This is a genomic window from Acidovorax sp. CCYZU-2555 (assembly GCF_018413525.1).
Lineage (GTDB): Bacteria > Pseudomonadota > Gammaproteobacteria > Burkholderiales > Burkholderiaceae_C > Comamonas.
In genome coordinates this window covers 96928-119178 of the sequence record NZ_JAHCDD010000005.1, presented here as the reverse complement: position 1 = coordinate 119178, position 22251 = coordinate 96928, and the positions used below count along the sequence as shown (strand labels likewise).

The 22251-nt window shown below is 62.1% G+C and carries 11 protein-coding genes; 7 read left to right on the top strand and 4 right to left on the bottom strand.

Features of this window, described 5'->3' with window-relative positions; genetic code table 11:
- The 3 genes from KHY18_RS03170 to KHY18_RS03160 form a co-directional block, all read right to left on the bottom strand.
- Positions 1-1360: polyhydroxyalkanoate depolymerase (locus KHY18_RS03170; RefSeq protein WP_213294253.1), on the bottom strand; the 1360-nt coding region annotated here is incomplete at its 3' end.
- Positions 1361-1496: 136 nt separating this feature from the next.
- Positions 1497-2519, bottom strand: a complete 1023-nt coding sequence (gene dusA, locus KHY18_RS03165) for a tRNA dihydrouridine(20/20a) synthase DusA (protein WP_213294250.1) — start codon at positions 2517-2519, stop codon at positions 1497-1499.
- 194 nt (positions 2520-2713) lie between these two features.
- On the bottom strand, positions 2714-10825 hold the full coding sequence (locus tag KHY18_RS03160; RefSeq protein WP_213294247.1) for a DUF4347 domain-containing protein: 8112 nt from the start codon (positions 10823-10825) through the stop codon (positions 2714-2716).
- A gap of 973 nt (positions 10826-11798) precedes the next feature.
- Between KHY18_RS03160 and KHY18_RS03155 the strand changes: the two genes are divergently transcribed.
- From KHY18_RS03155 to KHY18_RS03140, 4 genes are read left to right on the top strand one after another with little or no spacing between them, the layout of a single operon-like run.
- Positions 11799-13466 (top strand): ShlB/FhaC/HecB family hemolysin secretion/activation protein, encoded by a 1668-nt coding sequence (locus tag KHY18_RS03155; protein ID WP_213294244.1) that lies wholly within the window; start codon positions 11799-11801, stop codon positions 13464-13466.
- A 16-nt stretch (positions 13467-13482) separates the two neighbouring features.
- Positions 13483-17079, top strand: coding sequence for a two-partner secretion domain-containing protein (locus KHY18_RS03150; RefSeq protein WP_213294241.1), 3597 nt, complete (start codon positions 13483-13485; stop codon positions 17077-17079).
- An 8-nt stretch (positions 17080-17087) separates the two neighbouring features.
- Complete coding sequence (locus KHY18_RS03145) at positions 17088-17543, top strand: FecR domain-containing protein (RefSeq protein WP_213294239.1); 456 nt, start codon at positions 17088-17090, stop codon at positions 17541-17543.
- Complete coding sequence (locus KHY18_RS03140; protein ID WP_213294236.1) at positions 17540-17884, top strand: hypothetical protein; 345 nt, start codon at positions 17540-17542, stop codon at positions 17882-17884. Before KHY18_RS03145 ends, KHY18_RS03140 begins: the two co-directional genes overlap by 4 nt.
- Positions 17885-18099: 215 nt before the next feature.
- On the opposite strand, the gene KHY18_RS03135 is transcribed toward KHY18_RS03140, so the two are convergent.
- Positions 18100-18819: a DNA/RNA non-specific endonuclease gene (locus KHY18_RS03135; RefSeq protein WP_249728876.1), complete on the bottom strand. Its 720-nt coding sequence runs from the start codon at positions 18817-18819 to the stop codon at positions 18100-18102.
- Between the two features lie 791 nt (positions 18820-19610).
- Between KHY18_RS03135 and KHY18_RS03130 the strand changes: the two genes are divergently transcribed.
- The 3 genes from KHY18_RS03130 to KHY18_RS03120 are packed head-to-tail and all read left to right on the top strand — an operon-like array spanning position 19611 to position 22173.
- A complete protein-coding gene (locus tag KHY18_RS03130) occupies positions 19611-20384 on the top strand; it encodes an ABC transporter permease (RefSeq protein WP_213294232.1) in 774 nt (257 codons plus the stop codon).
- Positions 20381-21055: an ABC transporter ATP-binding protein gene (locus KHY18_RS03125; protein WP_213294230.1), complete on the top strand. Its 675-nt coding sequence runs from the start codon at positions 20381-20383 to the stop codon at positions 21053-21055. Before KHY18_RS03130 ends, KHY18_RS03125 begins: the two co-directional genes overlap by 4 nt.
- A complete protein-coding gene (locus tag KHY18_RS03120) occupies positions 21052-22173 on the top strand; it encodes a KpsE/RkpR family capsule polysaccharide export protein (protein ID WP_213294228.1) in 1122 nt (373 codons plus the stop codon). The genes KHY18_RS03125 and KHY18_RS03120 overlap by 4 nt, the downstream gene beginning before the upstream one ends.
- The last annotated feature ends 78 nt before the right edge of the window (positions 22174-22251 follow it).

Sequence of the window (22251 nt, the reverse complement as noted above, 5' to 3'; positions counted from 1 at the left end):
CGGGCGCTGCAGCAGAAACCGCGGCCTGGCTTGCAGGCGCCGACCGCACCGGCAGCGCATCGTGGCCGATGCCATCGTCGACCGGCACCGGAGCCTGGGTGGTGTGGGCGAGGATGAAGTCGCGCACCTTCGGATAAACCGTTTCGCGCCAGCGGCGGCCGCTGAAGATGCCGTAGTGGCCCGCGCCCTCGACTTCGAGGTGCTGGTGCTGATCGGCCGGCACACCCGTGCACAGATCGTGCGCGGCCCGCGTCTGGCCCGCGCCCGAGATATCGTCGAGTTCGCCTTCCACAGTGAGGATGGCGCTGCCCGTGATGTCCTGCGGGCGCACGCGCTCCACCTGGCCGTCCGGCGACTTCACATCCCAGGTACCCTTGACCAGCGAGAAGTCCTGGAACACGGTGTAGATGGTTTCCAGGTAGTACGCCGCATCCATGTCGAGCACGGCGTTGTACTCGTCGTAGAACTTGCGATGGGCTTCGGTGCTGGTGTCGTCGCCCTTGAGCAGGTTCTTGAAGTAGTCGTAATGGCTGGTCGCATGCCGGTCGGGATTCATCGCGACAAAGCCCGTGTGCTGCAGGAAGCCGGGATACACGCGCCGGCCCGCGCCGGGATAGTTCGACGGCACTTCGTGGATCACATTGGTCTCGAACCACTCGTAGCTGTTGGTGGTCGCGAGGTTGTTCACCGCGGTCGGCGAACGGCGTGCGTCGATGGGGCCGCCCATCATCGTCAGCGTCAGCGGCGTGGTTTCGCCGCGGCTGGCCATCAGCGACACCGCAGCCAGCACCGGCACCGTGGGCTGACACACGCTCACCACGTGACAGTTGCCGTATTTTCCCTGCAGATGGCGGATGAACTCCTGCACATAGTTCACATAGTCATCGAGGTGGAACACGCCCTGGTCCATGGGAACCATGCGCGCGTTTTTCCAGTCGGTGACATAGACCTTATGGTCCGACAGCATGCTGCGCACGGTGTCGCGCAACAACGTTGCATAGTGGCCCGACAGCGGCGCAACGACCAGCACCGCGGGTTGCGCGAGCATGGTGTCGAGCGTCGCGGCTTCGTCGGTGAAGCGCTTGAAACGCCGCAGCTCGCAGAAGGGCTTGTCGATCTCGACGCGCTCCATGATGGTCACGCCGACGCCGTCGACATCCACGGTTGTGATGCCGAATTGCGGCTTCTCGTAGTCCTTGCCCAGTCGGTGGAACAGTTCGAACCCCGCGGAAATACGTTGGGACAGCGGTGTTTGGCTGAAAGGCGACAGTGGATTGCTGTACAGCTTGGAAGCTGCGAGCGCAAAGTCGGCGAAAGGCTCCACGAGGGAGCGCTGGGTTTCATACATTTGGTAAAGCATGGGCAAGACCTTGTTATGTTGCAGTGCAATATAGCAGTTGTCTGGCATGAAGGTGCAAGCCTTTGCAGTTCCAACGCGGCCATTCGGGTGAAACAACGACAGAAAGCCGTTCTGTCATATGCAAACGGTATAGGCCTCAGGCCTTGGCGTTCAATTCCTCGGCGCGTGGCGCGCGCGCGATGGCCATCACTTCGCGTGCCGGCAAGCCTTTGAGGCGGTGATCGCTCCACACCTGGCGCCAGCGGCGCGCACCGGCGAGCCCATGGCGCAGGCCCAGCATATGGCGCGCCACGCTGTACCAGTGCGTGCCGTGCTCCTGCGCTTCGCGCTCCATGTACTCGACCATCTGCTCTTCCACCGCTTCGCGCGTCAGCAGGCTGGGCGTAGCGCCGTAGAACTCGGCATCCCAGCTCGCGAGCCACCAGGGGTTGTGATAGGCCTCGCGACCGATCATCACGCCGTCGACCTGCTCCAACTGCTCGGCGACCGCCGCGCTTTCCTTGAAGCCGCCGTTGATGGCAATGGTCAGCTGCGGAAAATCGCGCTTGAGTTGGGCCACCACGTCATAGCGCAGCGGCGGCACTTCGCGGTTTTCCTTGGGCGACAAGCCCTTGAGCCAGGCATTGCGCGCGTGCACGATGAACACTTCGCAGCCGGCTTCGGCCACGGTGCCTATGAAGTCGCGCACGAAGTCATAGCTTTCGCTCTTGTCGATGCCGATGCGGTGCTTCACGGTGACGGGAATCTGCACGGCGTCGCGCATCGCCTTGACCCCTTCGGCAACCAGCGGCGCCTCGTTCATCAGGCAGGCGCCAAAAGCACCGCGCTGCACGCGCTCGCTGGGGCAGCCGCAGTTGAGATTGATCTCGTCATAGCCCCATTGCTCGCCCAGCTGTGCGGCGCGCGCCAGGTCAGCCGGCTCGCTGCCGCCCAGTTGCAGCGCCAGCGGATGCTCCTCGGCATTGAAGCGCAGATGGCGCGGCACATCGCCATGCAGCAGCGCGCCCGTGGTGACCATCTCAGTGTAGAGCAACGTATGGCGGGTCAGCAGCCGGTGCAGATAGCGGCAATGGCGGTCGGTCCAGTCCATCATGGGCGCAACGGACATGCGCCAATTGAGTGCAACTGTTTGATTTTCTTCGGAGTTCTGCAAATGCATAGGAGTGGTGTCTAGCGGGTGCCGTAATGTTTGCGGCACTCGACTCATGGGCAGTGCTACGGCGAGTGCTGCCGGCAAGGCCGCCATTGTGCACACCCTAGTGCAAACCTTCACGCCAAAGGCTTTGCGCCTGCTGCTGCAACGCCGGCGAGGGGCATGGCCTGCCAAACCACGCCCTTTCACCACGCAGCGGCTCAGGCGAACTCTATTCCCGTGGCCGCCAGGCCCACCAGATCGATGCGCGTGGTGTTGAGGTCCAGATTGCTGGCCAGCACCGCCAGTTCGCCGCCCGTCACGCCCTGGGCCATCATGTTGACGAAGGGTTGCAATTGGGCCGCAGTCGCGGCGCTGCCCACGACATTGGTCCAGATCAGCTGCGTCACTTCGAGCGATGTCTTCGCACCCAGCACCTGCAGTCCCAACTCAGCCAGGTTCTGTGCACTGACTCCAGCATCCAGCGCGCGAATCACTTCACCCACCAGCGGCTTGTTGTCGAGCAAGCCCACGCCGCCCAGCGCGCCAAGCAGCTTGGCGGCCTGGCCCGCATGGCCGTCAAGGTCCAGCGCCAGTTTGGTGTCGCTGAACGTGAGCCGCTCAACATTGAGCAGTTCCAGCATTGCCCCGTCAGCCATGCGCTGCAAGGTGAAGCCTGTGGTGCTCGCATCGATGTACGTTTGCGCCAGTGTGGCTGGGAAGACGAGAGTGTCGATGCCAGCTCCGCCGTCCACGTTCCAGGCCATGCCCAGAGTGGGAGTGAACGTGTTGTCGCCCGCATCGCCCACGTACTTGGTGAAGCGATCAGCATCCACGCGGATGGCGCCCGCTGTCTCCATGCCTTCGAGCAACTGCTGCGCGCTCCTGCCGCCGGCCTGCTGCGGGAATACCTGGGCAAACAGGTCCGCGACTTGCACGGCGCTCAGGCCGTCCAGCGTCTGGATGACCGCGCCTTCGGACTGGGTCAGATCGCGTCCCATCCACTTCTGGAACAGGAAGGCCGCGGCTTCTTCAGCAGCGCTGTGGGCCACGGTGAGGATGGGGCCGGTCTCAAAGCGCACCTGCTCCACATCGACCAGCCAGTCGGCGACGCCGCTGGCGATATGAGTCAGCTTGATACCCGCTCCGTCCAAGGTGATCGAGTAGTCGCTGCGCTTGCCTTCCTGCAGTGCCACATCGAACCCTGTGCCGCCATTGAGCTTGTCGCTGCCGGTACCGCCCGAAAGCAGGTCGTTGCCCGCACCGCCGAACACGATGTCGTCGCCCGCATCGCCGTAGACTTGGTCGTTGCCACCGCGGCTGCCCACGGTGTCGTTGCCGCCGCCGCCATGGATGATGTCGTCATCGGCGCCCAGGATCATGGTCTGTGCGTTGGCATCGCCGATGGCGAAGTTGCGGCCTTCGCCACCGATGACTGTCACGGTACCGATGACGATGGCGAACTCGACCCGGCTCAGATCCAGCACGCTGCCCGCCGGCAGCGCGCGCGCATCGATGACCAGTGCTTCCTGGCGCAGCGGGTGGGACAGATCGCTCTCGCCGGTGCCCGTTGTGCCTTGAACGACGATGGGCTGGCTGGAGGCCGTGGTGCCGGGCGCGGTGCTGAAAGTCAGCGTGCGCACTGTGACCTGTGACTGGTCGCCGACCGTGGGCACATAGGCGTCTATGCCTTGCTGCAGCAGCGTGGCGAAGTCTCCGGGCAGCGTGCGCGGCGAGGTGGCGGCCATGAGCTTGTCGCGCAGCGTCAGGTTGGCGCCGCTGCTGCTGTCGGAGCTGACTCCCACGCCCGTGGGCAGGCCCACCTGCACCAGGACGTTGCCGTTGGCGTCCTTGACCAGGGGCACATCGGCCAGCGCACTGTTGGGCGTGTTGGGGTCTTCGTTGCGGTTGGGGCTGACAGGCGCAACGCGCGTGGTCGTGGTGGTGACGCCGTTGCTGTCGGTGCGCGTGGTGGTGGTGACGGTGGCACCGTCCACGGTCACCGGCGGCAGCGAGGGCTCGGTGGGCGTCGTGGGCTCGGTCGGTGTGATCGCTTGCGCGGTGCTGAAGTTGAACGTGGTCGCATCGCCGAGGGCGACGGCGGCGTTGCCGGCCACGTCCAGGATCGCATCGGCATCCCAGGTGAGGTGGTAGGCGGTGCCAGCTTTCAGCGCCGCTGCGGGCGTGATGACCAGGCGGCCGGCGCCGTCGATGGTGGCGGTGATGGCGACCGTGGTGCCGGCCTGCGTATCGTGCAGCAAGATTTTGGTGGCATCTGCCGAGGCCAGGCGCTCGCCGAAGTTGAGCACCAGGGCTGCGCTGGTGGCGACGGCCGAGGCGTTGTCGGCGGGGCTGCTGAGGGCCGGGTTGAAGACCGGGGCCGTGGCGTCCAGCACGTAGGTCTGGATCAGGGCTGAACCTTCGTTGCCCGCCGCATCGGTGACTTTCAGGCGCAGCGTGCCGCTGCCGGTGAGCGTGATGTTGTCCCAGGTCAGCGCCGTGCCCAGGACACTGGCGGTAATGTCGTCCCAGGTGGCGCCGTCGTCCAGCGAACCGTAGAGTTTCTCACCGCTACCCAGCGCGGCACTGAGCGTGGCCGTGATGGTCTGGACGGCGGTGCTGGTGACGAAGTCCGTGCCGTTGCCGCCCGTGTCGTCCGATAACTGCAGGGCGCTGAAGGTCTGCGTGGGAGCGGTGGTGTCGATGACGATGTTCTTGCTGGCGCTCAGCGAGCCCGAAGTGCCGGGTGCAGGCAGGGTCAGCACGGCGTCGTCGCCGTCTGCGTTCTTGATGGTGGCGCCGATGAGCTGCAAGGCCGTGGTGTTCAGGTAGTCGAGATCGGCGCTGTTGTCGCCAGCCTGCACGGTGTAGGTGAAGCTCAGGGCGTCGGTGCCCGTGCCGCCTGTATAGGTGGCCTGGCGGCCGGGCTGGCCCAGGTCCAGCAGCAACACCAGTGTGCCTCCGTTGGCTTCGACGGTCACCACCTGGTCGAAGGTGACGGTGATGGCGAGGGTAGTTCCTGCCTTGTAGCTGCCGTCGGCCTGCGAGGCGCTGATACCGGAAATGGACGGGTTCAGCGGGTTGACCGTGATGCTGATGGTGTCGGTGTCTGACTTGGGGCCTCCGCTGCCGGAAAAGCCCGAGTCATTGGTCACGACCGTGATGCTCGCGCTGCCCAGGTAGCCGCTGGTGGGCGTGAAGCTCAGGCCCTGCAAGACCGCGTTGACCGGGCCCGTGTTGCCCTGGAAGGTCACGGTGGTGACATTGGTGATGCCGTCGGTGCTGGTCACCGACACGGCGCCAGAAAAGGGCAGCGTCAACGTGCCATTGGTGGCCGTCAGCGTGACTTCCAGGAGATCTCCATCCGCATCGCCGACGGAGATGGCATTGCCGTTGGCGGTGCTGAAGACCAGGGTGGCGTTCTGCTTGACGGTCTGGGAGTCCGGCACGGCGTTGACCGGCGCGTCGTTGACCGCAGTGACGTTGAGGGTCACGGTCTTGGTGTCGGTCTGCGCAGTGCCGCCGGTATTGCCGTTGTCGGTGATCGATACCGTCAGCAGCACGCTGCTGGTGTTGTCGAGGGCGGTCAGGTACTTCACGCTGGAAGCTGCAATGAAGGCGTTGATATCGCTCAAGGTGCCAGACAGCGTGAGCGTGGCGGTGCCCGAATCCCCCACCGCGACGCCGCTGCCGGAGACGGCACTGAGGGTGCCGCTCGGTACCGAGAAAGTCACGGTGACCGAACCGCTGCCGGCATCCACGTCGCTGAAACTGATGCCGGTCACGCCGCCGGGCACATCCTCGGTCACGGTAAGCGACACCGGCACGGTGGCCACCGGCGCATCGTTCACCGGAGTAACCGCAAGGGTCACGGTCTTGGTGTCAGTGCCGACACTGCCGCTGTCGACCGTGATGGTCAGGGTCACGTCGGCCGTGGCGTTGGCCGCCGTGGTATAGGTCAGGCGGTTGTTGGCGAGGAAGGCATTGACGGCGGCGATGGTGCCGCTCAGGTTCATTGTGGTGGCGTTGCCACCCACGACCACACCGGCGCCGCTGGTGGCGGCAAGGGTGCCGGAACCGACGTTCAGGGTCATGTAGACGTTGACGGAGTCCGGGTCGCTGATGTTGATCAGGTTGATCACCGAGGCAACGTCCTCGAGCACCTGGGTGCTCGCCGGTACGCTGATCACCGGTGTGTCATCCACGGCGCTCATGGTGATGGTACGTGTGACGCCCGTGGAGTCCAGGCTGCCGTCGTTGGCCCGGAACTCTACGGTGCGAGCCCCGAGGGTGGGCGATTCCGACAGGTTGGTAAAGGTCACCGCCCTCAATGCCGCCTGGTACTGCGCCTGGCTCGCCAGATTACCGGCTGAACTCAGGGTCAGGGTCGCGTTGGCGGCGTCCCAGGTCCCGATGATATTGCCCATGGTCGCCGGATTGGGAACCAGCTCCAGGAAATCGTTGCCGTTGCTGTAGTTGTTCGAGATGCGCACGGTCGCCGAGGCGATGTTCGGACCGTCGGCATCGGTAATGGTCAGGCGGTCATCGATGACCACCGGGATCGAGGTGGTGTTGTTGCCCTCGGTCCAGGTCAGGCTCCCGCCACTGCCGGTGAGGGTCGGCGCGTCGTTGACCGCTGTCACGGTGATGTTGGCAGTGTTGAATCCGATGGAGAACGCCGTGCTGCCGCCAACAGTGGACGCATTGGCCTTGGTGCCCTGCATGCCGGTGGTGATGCCGGTCTGGTCCCAGGCGCGGAACGTGAAGTCGGCGGCGGTGCCGTTGACACCATCCGGTACGAAACGCACATGATCGCTGGAGCGCAGCAGCAGTGCCGAACTGACGCTGACAACGCCGACGTTGCTCCAGGTGGTGCCGTCGAGGCTGTACTGCCAGGTGCCATTGCCTGCGTTCAGGCTGGTAATGGCGATGCCCTTGACCGCACTGCTATCGACATCGGTGAAGTTGTTGGAATAGAGCGAACTGACCAGCACACCCGCGTTGTTGATCGCGCCATCGCTCAAGCCCGGCAGGGTCGGGGACCCCGCGTTCAGCAGCGGCGCATCGTTTGCCTCGGTGACGGTCAGCGAGGCGGTTGCGGTACCGCTGGAGTACGCGGTGCTGCCACCGGCGATGCTGGTGTCACCGGTACGCGGGGTACTGGCGGAAGACGCAGTTCCGGAGGTCTGGTCCCAGGCGCGCAAGGTCAAGGTCGCGGTCTCGCCATTGGCACTGTCGGGGGTGTAACGAACAAACGTGGTGCCCGTCAGCAGCAGCGCAGTGCTGTTGGCTACCGTGCCGAAGGCGGTCCATCCGGTGACGCCGTTGAGGGAAAACTGCCAGTTGCCGTTACCGGTAGTGGCGGTAACGGCCGCCCCGAGCAGCGCGCCGGAGTCCGGATCGCTGTAGGTCAGGCCAGCCAGCACCGTGTTGATCTGGACCCCGGTGGACGGAAAGTCTTCAGAGGTGCCGGTCAGCACGTAAGGACCGCCTGCAAGCGTTGGCGAATCGTTGACCGGGACCAGGGTAACCGCACTGGCTGTGCCAACGTTGGTGGTGTTGCTGCCGCCACCATTGTCACGCACGCTGACGAGCTCAACCGAACGGCTGCTACCAATGGGCGCCTTGCTGTCATTGGCGTAGGTCATGCCGTTGACGAGGGCATTGACCGCCGTAGCAGTAAGCCCCGCAGTGCTGCTTATGGTCACCTCAGCGGTGCCGCTGTTGTACGCCACCGCGATCGACAGATTGTTGGTCAGGGTGCTCACCGAGTTGCCGTTGCTCAGGAACACATCCGTACCGTCGATGCGCAGCCTCTCGGAGCTGCTGTTGCCGACGTTGAGGACCCTGAAGACGATCTGATCGATTCTCTGGGAAGCTTCGACGGGGCTGATGGCGGTGTTGCTGAACACCGCGACCGCACTGCCGCCCTCGGTGAAGGTCGGGTTGGACGCCGTGATGGTAGCCGTCGGCGCGTCGTTCACCGCGGTAATGGCAAGGCTGATGTTTGCGACGTTGCTGACACCACCGGTGCCATCGGCAAGAGTGACCTGGATGTTCCGCGCACCAGTGCCGATATCGGTGGTGTTGCTGTTGCTGTAGGACAACCGCTGCAGCAAGGCGCTGACCACACTGGGCGTGGCGAGGCTGTTGAAGTGGATGACCAACGGATTGCTGCCGGTACCGCCAGTAGCGATGCCGACCGTGATGTTGCTGTAGGAAATGAGGCCGCCGGACACGCCAATCTGCCCGGCGCCAGTGCCTTGGTGCATGACGCCAAGGATATCTTCGCTGTTCACACGGCCCGAATTGATGGTAACGGTGAGTGTACCGCCGGAGAAGTTCAGCGAATCGGCGTCGGTTACCTCAGCATTGCCGGTCGGATCGATCAGCACCGGCGCACCTTTCTCGCTGTATGTAATGCTGTCGCCATCGAGGCCGGTGATCACGGGCGACGCAATGCTCGACGTGACGAAGTTGAGCTCGGTGTTGGTCTGGATACCCCCGTAGACCTTGCCGGAGGCATTGACGAAGGTCTTGGTGTCGATGCGTACTGCATAGGCCACGCCACCGACAAGATCGGCCGGCGGATCGATGGTCCAGGTATCGCCGGAGCCCGTGACCGCACCGCTGGTTACGTCAACGGTCTGTATCACCTGCTTGTCGGTGGTACGCACGATGTAAATGTTGCCGCTACCTTTGCTCACTGCTTGATCGAAGGTCAGCACGATGTTGGCAGACGGCGAGACCGCGCCGCTGTTGTCGACTGGCGTGCTGCTCAGCAGCTTGGGCGAGGTGCCGTCCTGGTAATACACGCTGGCGCCGACCGAGGCCATGGTGCCGAGCAGGTCGGTGTCGCCATCACCGTCGAAATCACCGATGCGGAAGTTGGTGGTGCCGAAATCCACCATGGTCAGGTTCTTGAAGGGTGAGTTGGCCCGGCTCACAGTAGGGGCGAAAGTGCCATTACCGAGGTTCTCGGCATAGTTCCAGTCGGTGCCGTTGGCGCCAATCTGCCAGAACATGTCGGCATCGCCATCGCCGTCGAAATCGCCAAAGATCGAACGCTGGGAAAACGTCGCTATCGGGATGTTGCCACCCGCCCCGAGAGCGAACGTTCCGTTGCCGTTGTTGAGAAAGAGCGAGGCGGGGTTGGCCGCAACCATGTAGATGATGTCGAGGTCGCCGTCCCCTTCGAAGTCGATCACCCGGTAGTTGAAGTTGCTGTAGGTCGGCAGCGTGAACGAGGCGAACGGCGAAGCACTTTGCGCTACGTCGGTGAAGGTGCCGTTGCCGTTGTTCAGTGCATAGCGCCAGCTATTCAAGGCATCGACAGTACCGGGCTGGTAGAGAATGTCGGCGGCACCGTCGGCGTTGAAGTCGCCGACGACCAGGCGCGAACCGAACTGGGCGCCACCGAAACCGGTGGGCGGTGTACTCTCGAACACGCCATTGTTGTTGCGATACAGGAACGCCGCGCCGTTGCTAACGGTAACGCCCAGCAGGTCGATATCACCGTCGTTGTCGAAGTCGGCGGCATAGTAGTTCGAGCCGGTGTTGGCCATGTCGATCATCGAATCGAGTTTGCGAAACGGCGAGGTGCCGTCGGTGCGGTCGACGATGGTGAAGCCACCACCGAACTTGCCTGCGGCGAACTTCCACGGCGCATTGACGGTGTTCGCGGTCTGGAACAGGATGTCGTCACGCCCGTCGCCGTTGAAATCGCCGACGACCATCCTCGACAGGGCGCCCGTCCCGAGTGCAGGCGCGTTGGTGTCGGCGCCGCCGGAAAACTGCACAGCCATCACCGCCGTGTAACCTTCCAGTTGCGCGCCCAGTGCGGTGGTCTCGATCGAACCGATACTGCGCTCCAGCGTCCAGTTGCCACCCAGGCTCGCAGCCCCGGTGTCATCCGCGGACGCCGCGACATCGGCACCGGTGATGCTTGCCAGCTGATAGATAAATGCCTGACCTTGCGCCGACTCGCCAACCTTGCAGCCGTAGAGCATCAGGTCGCCGTCAGCCTTGAGCGCCGCGCCGATGCTCTGCAGCTCGGCCTGGTGTTCGGCCAGATTGGCGCTGCTGAGCCAGGTATTGCCCACCTGTACCGTGCCCTGCGCGCCATGCGACAGCAGGTGTATGGCAGTCAATCCCTGACGGCCCTGGAGATACTCGGCCATTTGCTGCAGGCCGTCCTTGCTCTCATCCAGCAGCACTACATCCGCCCCTTCCGGCAGGCCATTTAGCAGCGTAGAGAGGTCTTGCAGGCCTGCGTTGATGAAAAAGACTTCGTCTTTTGCAGGGATGGCCTGAGCTGGGGCAGCATTGTTCATGGATAAGTACCTATCAAGCGTGTTTCACCCGCAGACTTGGCAGTCGACGGTAGCTATGTTGGCGCGACCGCATCCATGCAGCTGTCAGTTGCACCTGCATCCTTGCGTTTGCCCTGGAGGGGAAACTCGCAATTGGTGCGAGGAATGCCACTGAGACGCAATGCGTAAATCATTTGGAAACACAAAAAAACAAATGCACGCAAATACTAAGCGGGATCGTAGTGCAAGGCGATTGGTTTGGCATCCCCTGTTTGGATGATTTTTAGTGTTGGCGCTGCGTTGGGCTAGCGTGTCCGGTAGGTCGCTCTGGCCTTGAACTGCTTCAAGCAAGTTCAATTTGAAGCCTCACAGGTCGATCGTGTGCCCGTGCTCAGCCGACACCTCAACATGCCAACGCCGTCGTTGGTCAGGTCAGCCACCCCAAGGGGAGTGGCTATGTGCTGCGTAAGTGCTACGTGAGTGCTACGCCCAGTTTGGTGATTGCCTTGATCGCCAATGAAATCAACAGCTTGCAGGTTTGTTTAACCCGTCCATCAGCGGCGCAACGGCCATGCGCCAGTTGAGTGCAACTGTTCGATTTTCTTGATTTCTCTGCGAATTCATAGGTGTCGTTCGGGGGGCGGCTCCGTTTGAGCCAGGCCCCGGGCGCGCTGTTGTCATGGGCCTTGCTGCGACGGCTGCGGCAGGCAAGGCCGACGTTGTGCACACCGCAGCGCAAACCCCCACGGCCAATACGTTGCCGATGCCGGCGCGAACACGCCTGCAACGAACGTCGGAGTGGATTCAATGTCCGGCGCAAATGGCGGTGCAAGCTGTGTCTGTTTTCCGATATTGGTTCCATGTAAACCGTCGTTATGCATGTAAAAAAATGTTTATCTCACGGATAATTTCGCACCGAGCACCGCTCCACGACTTTCCAATTGCAACCATCCGCCCGCGCCAGTGCCAGCGCGCGCGTCAGCCAAAAAATCCGATGCTCCCACGCCATTTCCTGTCAGTCCGTCTGACGCCGCTGGCGCTGTGCGCCGCCTTGGCCGGTTTTTCCGTTCACGCTGCCGAGCCGGGTGCTGCGCGCTTCGACATCGCACGCTTTCAGGTGGAAGGCAATACGCTGGTCTCCAGCGAAACCATCGCCCGTGCGGTCGCACCGCTCACGGGTGCGCAGCGCGAATTCAGCGATATCCAGCGTGCCGTGGACGCCATCGAGCGCGCCTACGTGCAGTCCGGTTTCACCGCGGTGAAGGTGACAGTTCCCGAGCAGGAGCTGGCGGGCGGCGCTGTGAAGATCCGCGTGGTGGAAGCCGTGATGACTCCCGTCACGGTCGTGGGCAACCAGCATTTCAGCACCGAGAACATTCGCGCGAGTCTGGGCAGCCTGCAGACCGGCGCCGCGCCGCGCCTGGGCGACCTCTCCGCATCGATCCAGCTGGCCAACGACAACCCGGCCAAGCAGGTGTCGGTGAGCATGGCCGAAGGTTCGTTGCCTGGCACGGTGGATGCCACGGTGTCTGTCGTCGATCACAAGCCGTTGCGCTTCATTGCGACGCTGGACAACACCGGTACCGCGGCCAGCGGCCATTGGCGCAGCGGCATCGCCGTGCAGCATGCCAATCTGTTCGATCGCGACCATGTGGGCACGCTGGCGTACTCCACATCGCCGGACGGCCCGTCGGGCCAGAACCTCAACGTGTATTCCGTCGGTTACCGCGTGCCGCTATATGCGCTGGGCGACAGCATCGACTTCGTCTACGGCCGTTCCAGCGTCAACACGCCCGCGAGTTCGCCAACGCTGGGCGGTGTGCTGGGCTTCACTGGCAGGGGCGAGACCTTGGGCCTGCGCTACAACCACTTCCTGGGGCGCTCGGGCGAGACTGCCGCGAAGCTCGTTTTCGGGCTGGACCACAAGAAAATCGACTCGCGCTGCGATGTGAACGGCATGCCCGTCAGCACCACCGGTGCGACCCCGCCGATCTCCTCCTGCGTGCCGTATACGACCACGCCGTTGAGCATCACCTACACAGGCCAGCGCGATGGCGTGGAACAGGCGCTGGCGTACAACATCGGCCTGGCGCGCAACCTTGCGAGCGGCACGCGCTATACGAATCTGGACGGCCGCACCGACCGCTACTCCTACCTGACGCCAGGCAACCGCAGCACGCGCGACGGCTTCATGGTGCTTCGCGGCGGCGCCACGGTGTTGCAAGCGCTCGACAGCGGCTGGCAGGTGCGCTTGGGCGGCAATGCCCAACTGACCAACACGCCGCTGGTGGCGAGCGAACAGCTGAGCCTGGTGGGTGCGAACGCGGTGCGCGGCTTCGACGAGCGTGCCGTGGCCGCGGACAGCGGTCTGGTGCTCAACGCCGAGCTCTACACGCCCGAGCTCGGTCCAGGCATGGGCCTGCCGGTCAATCTGCGCGCGCTGGTCTTCGTTGACGCAGGCTACGGCGCGAACCGAAAGGCTGCGGGCACCTATCTGCCCAGCCACACCAATGTGGCCAGCACCGGCGTGGGCGCGCGCTACACCTTGAGCCGCGACTTCAGCGCCCGCCTGGACGTGGCCCGCGTGCTCGCGTCGGGCAGCTCATTCTCCGAGAAGCGCGGCGACTGGCGCGCCCACCTCAGCGCGATGTTCGCGTTCTAAAACAACAAGGCATCCCATGAAATCGAACAAGGCATTCAAGCTGCGCTTCCTCTCCCTGGTGGTCGCGGCCATGTGCGCTGGTGGCGCGCGCGCTCAGCTCGCCCCAGGCGCGTTGCCCACGGGCGGCACCGTGATCGGCGGCCAGGCGTCCATCGTGCAGAACGGCACGACGCTCAACATCCACCAGACCACGGGCCAGGCGCTGGTCAATTTCTCGACCTTCAACGTCGGCTCGTCCGCGCTGGTCGACATTCGCCAGCCAGGCGCGGCCGCGGCGCTGCTGGCGCGCGTGACCGGCACCGATCCGTCACAGATCTACGGCCAGATCACGGCCAATGGCGCGCTGTGGCTGATCAATCCGGCCGGCATCATGGTCGGGCAGGGCGCGCGCATTGACGTCGGCAGCTTCATTGCCAGCACGCTCAATGTGAGCGATGCAGACTTCCTCGCAGGCCGTCTGACATTCACGTCGTCGGGCAATGCAGGGAGCGTGCGCAATGCGGGCGCGATCAACGTCGGCGCCGCAGCGGGTGCAGGCCGCATCTATCTGGTCGGTCAGCAGGTGGAAAACACCGGCAGCCTCAACGCGCCCCAGGGCGAAGTGCTGCTGGCCGCGGGCCAGAACGTGCAGTTGGTAGACACGGGCCATCCGGGCGTCTCCATCGCCTTGTCTGGCGCGGGCGGCGAAGTCAGGAACATGGGCCGCATCGTGGCCGAAGCCGGCCGCGTTGGTCTGGGCGCTGCGCTGGTCGCCAATGCTGGCGAAATCAGCGCCAGCAGCGCCGAAAGCGTGGGCGGCCGTGTGTTCCTGCGCGCCACCGAGCTGAAAACGTCCTCTACTTCGAACATCCACGCCAACGGCACCGCTGGCGGCAATGTGGTGCTGGTGGGCGACACCGCCGATATCGACGGCCGCATATCGGCCACGGGCAGCGTGGGCACTGGTGGTTTTGTCGACACCTCGGGTCATTCGCGCCTCAACGTCAAGAATGCGCCGACCGTGGGCAGGGGCGGCGAATGGCTGATTGATCCCAGTAATCTGGAAGTCGTTGAAACTGTCTCCACGGGCGGCGCCAGCGTGGAAAGCGGCATCATCGAGTCGCACGCGAACGGCACCAAGATCGGCGCCGATACCATCGTGGGGCAATTGAACAGCGGCGTGAATGTCTCGCTGCAGACCGGCGAGGGCGGCACTGATGCCGGCAATATCACCGTCAGCGCCGCGATCGCCAAGACCAGCGGCGAAGAGGCCGCGCTGACACTGCGCGCGCACAACAACATTGCAATCAACGCCCCCATCAGCAGCACGTCGGGTGCGCTCACACTCAATCTGAGCAGCAATGCAATCGGTGAGCGCAACGCTCCCGGCCATGCCGCCGTGGTCAATGCCGATCTAAACCTCAATGGTGGATCGATCAACGTCGCAAACGGTGCAGAGGCCTTCGGCAACGGCACGCTGAACATTGTGGGCGGCACCACGACGCTCAGCGGTGCTTCGCAGGTCAACGCCGCAGCGGTGAATGTGCAGCAGGGTGCCCGGGTGTCGATCGATTCCGCCCAGACCCTTCAAGGCGCCTGGAACAATGCTGGCGAGATCGAACTGCAGGGTGCAGGCGCGCTCAGCCTGGATAATCCGGACGCGAGCTTGGTCAACACCGGTCGGCTGACGCTGTCAGGCACCAACGCGGACGTGCTGACCGGATCGAGCGGATCGGTCAACCTCACCAATAACGGCCAGATAGTCAAGACCTCGGAGGGCGCCCAAAACATTGTCAGGTTGAACGGCGCAGCAGGCAGCATCGAGATTGAATCCGGCCAGCTGTCATTGCTCAGGACGACCGTGGGCGGGGTTGTGAAAGTAGCGCAGGGTGCCGAGCTGCTTGTGAAGGGTGCAGAGCAGGGCGTGGAAGGCTCAAAGCTTGCCGGTGGTGTCGAGATCACAGGCAAAGGCGTCATGACATGGCGGGGCAATCTGGAGATGCTGGACGCTGTGACACTGACCAAAGATGCGCCCACTCTGAACATTGATTCCTCGCCTTTCACTTTTGTGGGAGGCTTGGGCAAAAAGTTCACGACATATAACATGGTCAATGTTGCGGGCGAGTTGGTGCTCAACACTGCCGCCGTCTGGGACAACTACGGAACGATTAACGTCGGCCCCTCTCGGTCTGGCGTGCTCGCCATCGACGCGAATGCCACTTTCAACAATAAGGCGAGCGGTGTCGTGGACGTAAAGGACAACTCGCGCCTCATGCTGGCGATGGACTCCACCATCAACAACGAAGCTGGCGCACTGCTGCAGGTTGCCTCGTCCGGCACAAACAGCTTCAGTGGCGGCTACCAGGGCCAACTCATCAATCGCGGCACCATCGTCAAGACGGGTAGCGGCAGTACGCCGGCGCCGCTCAAGAACCTCGCCGGCGGCGTGCTGCAGATTGACGGCGGCACGTTTGGCGTTACTTTCTCGGACACCAATGCCAATGCGGGCATCGTCAACATCGCTTCGGGCGCGACGCTGAGCAGCACCGGCGCCGATCTTTACAACGCCGGCACAATCCGCGGTACGGGCACTGTTGACCTCGGCAATGGCATGGCCAGGCTGTTCAACAACGAGGTCCAGGCTGTCCCCACGCTGTTCAATAGTGGTGTCGTCGCTCCAGGCGGTTCCGACGAAGTGGGCACGCTGACGATCAACGGCGGCTACACCCAGCGCCCACAAGGCGTGCTGAACATTCGGCTTGCCGGCGACAACGCCGACAAACTCGACGTCACGGGCCTGGTCCAGCTGGCCGGCAAGCTGAATCTGTCTACGCTGGGCGGCGGCCTGCCGGTCAATGACACGCTGGCCGGATTTATCATGGGCAGCAACATAGGCAGCGCAGGATCCTTCACGACAGTGAGCGCACCGGCGATCCTTGCCTCCGGCACCACCGGCACGCTGTCGGTGGTCTATCCATCCACGGGCAGTGCGATAGCGCAGGTGAAGGCTACTACGGCGCCAACTGTTGTCGCTCCTCCCGTGCAGCCGCCGGTTCAGCCTCCAGTTCAGCCGCCGGTTCAGCCTCCAGTTCAGCCGCCAGTTCAGCCGCCAGTTCAGCCGCCGGTTCAGCCGCCAGTTCAGCCGCCGGTTCAGCCACCAGTGCAGCCGCCGGTTCAACCTCCGGTGCAGCCGCCTGTCGAACCACCGGTTGTGACGCCGCCAGTGACTAATCCGCCGGTCAGCGAGCCCCCTCCAGGGCCGCCAACCACGCCTACGCCTACGCCTACGCCTACGCCTACGCCTACGCCTACGCCTACGCCTACGCCTACGCCTACGCCCACGCCCACGCCCACGCCCACGCCCACGCCGCCCCCTTCGGCAGATATCTGCTCGATCGCGCCGAACTCGGCCCTGTGCCAGGTGTTGTCGCCGCCCACTGCATCGGAGCCGGTGAAACCGGTCCAGCAGGCGTCCAATGAGGTGATCAAGGCCGTTCAGTCCAGCGCGCCGCCGCTGGCTCCTACAACGTCAGAGATCGCCCTGTCGGTTTCCAAAGGCGAGAATTCGGCCACAGCGCCGGTTGATTCCACAGGGCAGAAAAACATCCCTGCCAAGAAGTTATATTGCAATTGAGGCAGTCCATGAAAAAGAACAATCGCATCTTCTGCCTGCTCGGGCTTTCTTTCTGCGCAGCCATTTTGTCGTCCGCTGCGCTGGCACAGCCCGTGGCCGCTCTCACGCATCTGGCCGGTCTGGTCGTTGCGCGCAGCCCGGAGGGCGCGACCAAACTGCTTGCCGTCGACTCCAAAATCAACCAGGGCGATACGCTCACCACCGAAGCCCGCGGCTTCGCGCTGGTGAAATTCGCCGACGGCGCAGAAATCATGATGAAACCCGACTCTGTGGTGGCGATCACCCGCTTCAGCTTCGACGCGGCGCAGCCGCAACTCGATCGCTTCGAGATCGGCCTGGAGCAGGGCGGCTTCGTCAGCACTCCTGGTGCGCTGGGCAAGCGCAGCCCGCAAGCCACTTTGATCAGAACCCCCAAGGGCGACCTGCAAGGCGCGGGAACCTTCAACGTATCGGTGCAACCATGAAAAAATCCCTGTTTCTTCTGACGCTGCTATCCGCTTTCGTTGCGCCGGCGACGGCCACGGTGGTCATACAGCGCAATCCTACCGTGCCAACGCCAAACTTGGCGCCAGGCCTGTATGTGCACGTGATAGATGGTCTCATCAGCGTAAGCAACAAAGCGGGCACAGCAAACTTTGCGCCAGGGCAGTTTGGCTATACCCCTAGCGCTATCCAAGCACCCGTCGTGCTCCCAAATAACCCCGGCCTTGCATTTTCGCCGCCGGTGTCCTTCAATGCGCCCCTTCCGGCTTCGACGGCATCCAGCGCGTCCAAAAGCAACACCGTCGACTGCGAAGTTCGCTAGTTTGCTCTACCCCTGGGCCTGTTCGGAGTGCGTTCGCTCTCCGACCGCTTCAGGCATACGCTGCCGCGCAAGCAGCAGGCCCATGTAGTTGCGGGGGGCGCTTTCAAAGAATCCCCCAGCATTGAAAAATGCGGGCAACTAGAATGAACTTCAGAAAAGCGGGTTTTTCCATGCGTGAAATCGATTTCTGATCATTGATGCGCCTGATCGGGAGATCAGCGTGGCACGAATTCAATTCCCGTGCGTCGCACCAGCTCGTCGTAAGTGATGGGCGCGCTGACCTTGCGCCGCGGCTCATTGGCTTGCCAGTGCGCCCAGCTGTTGCCATTACTCGGGTCGTATACCAGCTTGTAGAAATACTGCGGCACTTGTACGCCGCTGTAGCCTATGGTGTGTGCCGCTTGCGAATACACCGGCCCTGTGAATATATAGACACCGGCCTGGGCGCGTTGCACATATTTGCGCGTATTTTGCTCGATGTCATTCCAGGCGCCGTTGTTGAGTTCCACATCTTGGGGCGCCATGTTGGCCAGGCTGAAGCTTTGGGCTTTTCCTTCCTCAGAGCCCATGTCGCCCGCTGGGGCCATATGCCCGCGCGAATAACCAGAATTTCTATAGTCGTCGACTTCCGCGCGCTCTTCGCTGGGAAGCCGGCCTTCGGCATAGAAACGGGCGCTTCGCCGTACCTTGCGCCCCTGCTGAAGAATGAACCGGTCCAGATGTTCGACGACAAATACCGGTGTCTTGGTTTCTCCGCTGTGCAACACGGCAAAACCGTCAAAGCACAGTTCGCGCTGCAAGGGTGCCTTGGGAACAATTGGCGGAAGTCCGGCGGGAAAGAAATGCTTGCACTGCGAGAACTCGGTGGCCACGCGTTCGGCGACCGGGACTGGCACATGCGGGTCGGAAAAGACATGCAGCGCGAGAAATGCCAAGGTCAGAAAAAGCCAGGAACGCTTGTGCGCTGGCAATGAAGCCGGTTGTTCGGGCATATAACTCCTTTGCAGTGGCTGGGCTGATGGATTGCAGCTTTACTGTGCATTGAGGCCGTCTATATCCAAGCCGGGCAGGAAAGGTACAGCCTGTAGGAATTTCGGCGCTGGATCTGCAGTCTCGGCTGGCATGCCGTCCCTGATGTGCGTTGAAAAGCGAATTATTTCTTCGGGCCTCTATGTAATTTAATATTGTTGGTTCTTCTTTCTTTTTTTTTTTGACTTTATTTTTCATGTCAATTGATTTAATGGTTTTCATGTTTGGATCGATGTGCTCCCTGTATCGCGGGGGCTGAAAATATTCAGAAAAACATCAACGTTATTTCCTTGTGAGTTTTTGTTTTTAATTATCTTATATTGTGTTTTTTGTATTATTGTGTAATAAATAAAGGTTAATATGGGGTTTGTGCGGTGCAGATATTGAGATTTTGAAATTTATGACAAGAAGTTAATGAATGTTAATAAATGTCATGAGGAAATTGCCCATAGAATCCTGCTGTCGAAGAAGACAAAAGTTACCTCGCGTATCATTTTTTTGCTTCTTTGTCTATAGGGCATAATACCTACTTTTCAAGCTCCCTTATGGTTGTCGGTGCCCACTGCGGCAGTGCCAATTCCGCTCCGTCTCTCATGAAATTTCCCCTGTTTCGAACAACTACGCGAGCGCCATTTCGCGCGCAGTTGTTCCGCGTCCTCAAGCCATGCCGATGTCAGTGAAGCCGGCGCGGCATCCCATGGGCAACTTCGAGTCAGCCATGGCCGTTTGGAAAGCGCTGTTCCTGCGCGAGGCCGTGGTTCGCATGTTTGGTTCGCGTCTGGCGTGGGTTTGGCTCGTTGCCGAACCCTTGGTCAACGTGCTGTGGCTGATTCTTATCTTTACCGGAATTCGCGTGCGCCACGTCGGCGGCATTGAAACGGCGCTCTGGATAGCAATTGGCATGCTTGTGTTCATGACGTTCCGGCGCACGCTGTCACAGGTGCAGAACGGCGTCAGTGCCAACGGCGCGCTTTTTTCCTACCGGCAGGTGCGACCTGCGGACGTAGTGCTCGCGCGTGCCATGGTGGAAGGCATCAGCATGCTGATTATCAGTAGCATGATGTTTTTTGTGGGCACCCTCTTTGGGTGGATGTCTTGGCCGACCAGCGTATTTCAGGTGCTTGAGGCCTTCACCCTGGCCTGGCTGTGTGGGTTGGGATTGGGCATGACTTTTGCCGTCCTGATCAAGCTGGTGCCCGAGATGGAACGCGTCATCAACTTCATCATGATGCCGTTGATGATGGTTTCCGGAGTCATTTTCCCCTTGTCGATGGTGCAGCCGCCTTACCTTGACTGGCTGCTGCTCAACCCTCTGGCGCATGCCATCGAGGCCGGCCGCGTGGGTTTCTCGCCTTACTACCACGCGGTGACAGGCCTGGACCTTGGCTATGCCTATGCTTGCGCGTTGGTACTTGTCTTCACGGGGCTGGCGCTGTTCCGCCGCTTCAATGAACGGTTGGTGACGCAATGATCGAAGTGGTGGACGTACACAAGCGCTATCACACCGACCACGGCATGGGGCCATGGGTGTTGAAGGGCGTCAACCTGACCATTCCCGCAGGCTGCAGCGTAGGACTCATCGGGGGCAATGGCGCCGGAAAGTCCACGCTGCTGCGCATCGTGGGGGGAGTGGACTACCCGAGCAAGGGCGAGGTGCGCAGGCATGTCAAGGTTTCCTGGCCCATGGGCTTCGGCGGCGGCTTGCAGGGCAGCATGACCGGGCGCCAGAACACCAAGTTCGTGGCGCGCATCCATGGGATGGAGCATGACATCCCGCGCATCCTGCAGAGAGTGCAGGAGTTCGCCGAAATCGGTGCGTCTTTCGATGAACCGATCAAGACCTATTCCTCCGGCATGAAGTCACGCCTGCAGTTCGCGTTGTCGTTGGCTTTTGACTTCGATGTCTATATCTCCGACGAAGTCACGGCTGCGGGCGACCGTGCCTTCCAGGCCAAAGCCGCCAAGGCTTTCAAGGACCTGGTCGGCAAGGCCAGCATCGTCATGGTTTCGCACAGCGAAGGCACGCTGCGGGATTTTTGCCAGGCCGGCATCTGGCTGCACCAGGGCCAGGCGCACTGGTTTGACCAGATCGACGACGCCTTGCGCGCCTACAACGACAGTACCTCTCCCTCCAGTTCATGACCATGGTTTCTCCTTTCCAACGCAGCGTCCAGTGGCTGCGACATTCCCCTTTGCGCGGTCTGACTGCCGTGGCCTGCATCTGCAGCGCCGTTTACTGGCTGGGCGTTGCTTCCGACAGGTATGTATCTGAGTCGCGCCTCATCATCCAAAGCACAAGCTTGCACAGCGGAACGGCGCTGGACCTTGGCAGCCTGATCTCCGGCGCTTCGGCGGGAGCCAACCGCGCGGACCAACTGCTGCTGCGCGAGCATCTGCGCTCGCCTGACATGGCCGAGCAACTCGACGCCAAGCTGGGCCTGCGCGCCCATTTCAGCGCCGAGGGCGACTGGCTGTCGCGTCTCTGGGGCGCAGATGCGAGCCGGGAAAGCTTCAGCGCCTACTATCTGCGCCGCGTGCAGGTGGAGTACGACGAATTTGCGGGCGTGCTGGTGGTCAAGGCCCAGGCATACAGCCCGGAAGTGGCGCAGAAAATCAATCAGGCGCTGGTGCGGGAGGGGGAGCGCTTCATGAACCGCATGGCCCACGCCATCGCACAGGACCAGGTCACCTTTCTTGAAGGACAGGTCGAAACACTGAACGCTAAAGTACAGAGCAGCCGTCAGGCTTTGCTTGACTTTCAGGAGAAAAAGGGGTTGATCTCGCCTGAGGCTGCGGCGCAGGTGATTGGCACCATCGTTGCAAGCCTGCAGGGGCAGCTTGCCGACTTGCAGGCGCAGCGCAGCGCGCTACAGGCCTACTTGGTCAAAGACCACCCCAACATAGTGCTTCTCGACCAGCGCATCGCTGCGATCGAAAAGCAAATGGCCCAGGAACAGGCAAAGCTGGCTGCGCCCGGGGGCAAGACACTCAATCGCACCGCTGAAGCATTTGCCCAGCTCGAACTGCAATCGCGATTCGCGCTCGACATGTACAAGACCGCGCTGACTGCGCTGGAGCAGGGGCGTCTCGAAGCCACGCGCACCCTCAAGAAAGTCTCGGTGCTGCAGCAGCCTAATCTGCCACAGGACGCCACCGAGCCACGGCGGCTGTACACCACCGCGGTATGGATCATTGTGATTCTGCTGCTCGCCGGCGTCGCCCATCTGCTGCAGGCCATCGTGCGTGACCACAAGGACTGAGATTGCGTACCTGTCCAGTGTCCCTCGCGCTGGTGACTCCTGGGTCGCATTTTGCGCCGGGAGTTCTCATCACCGGTC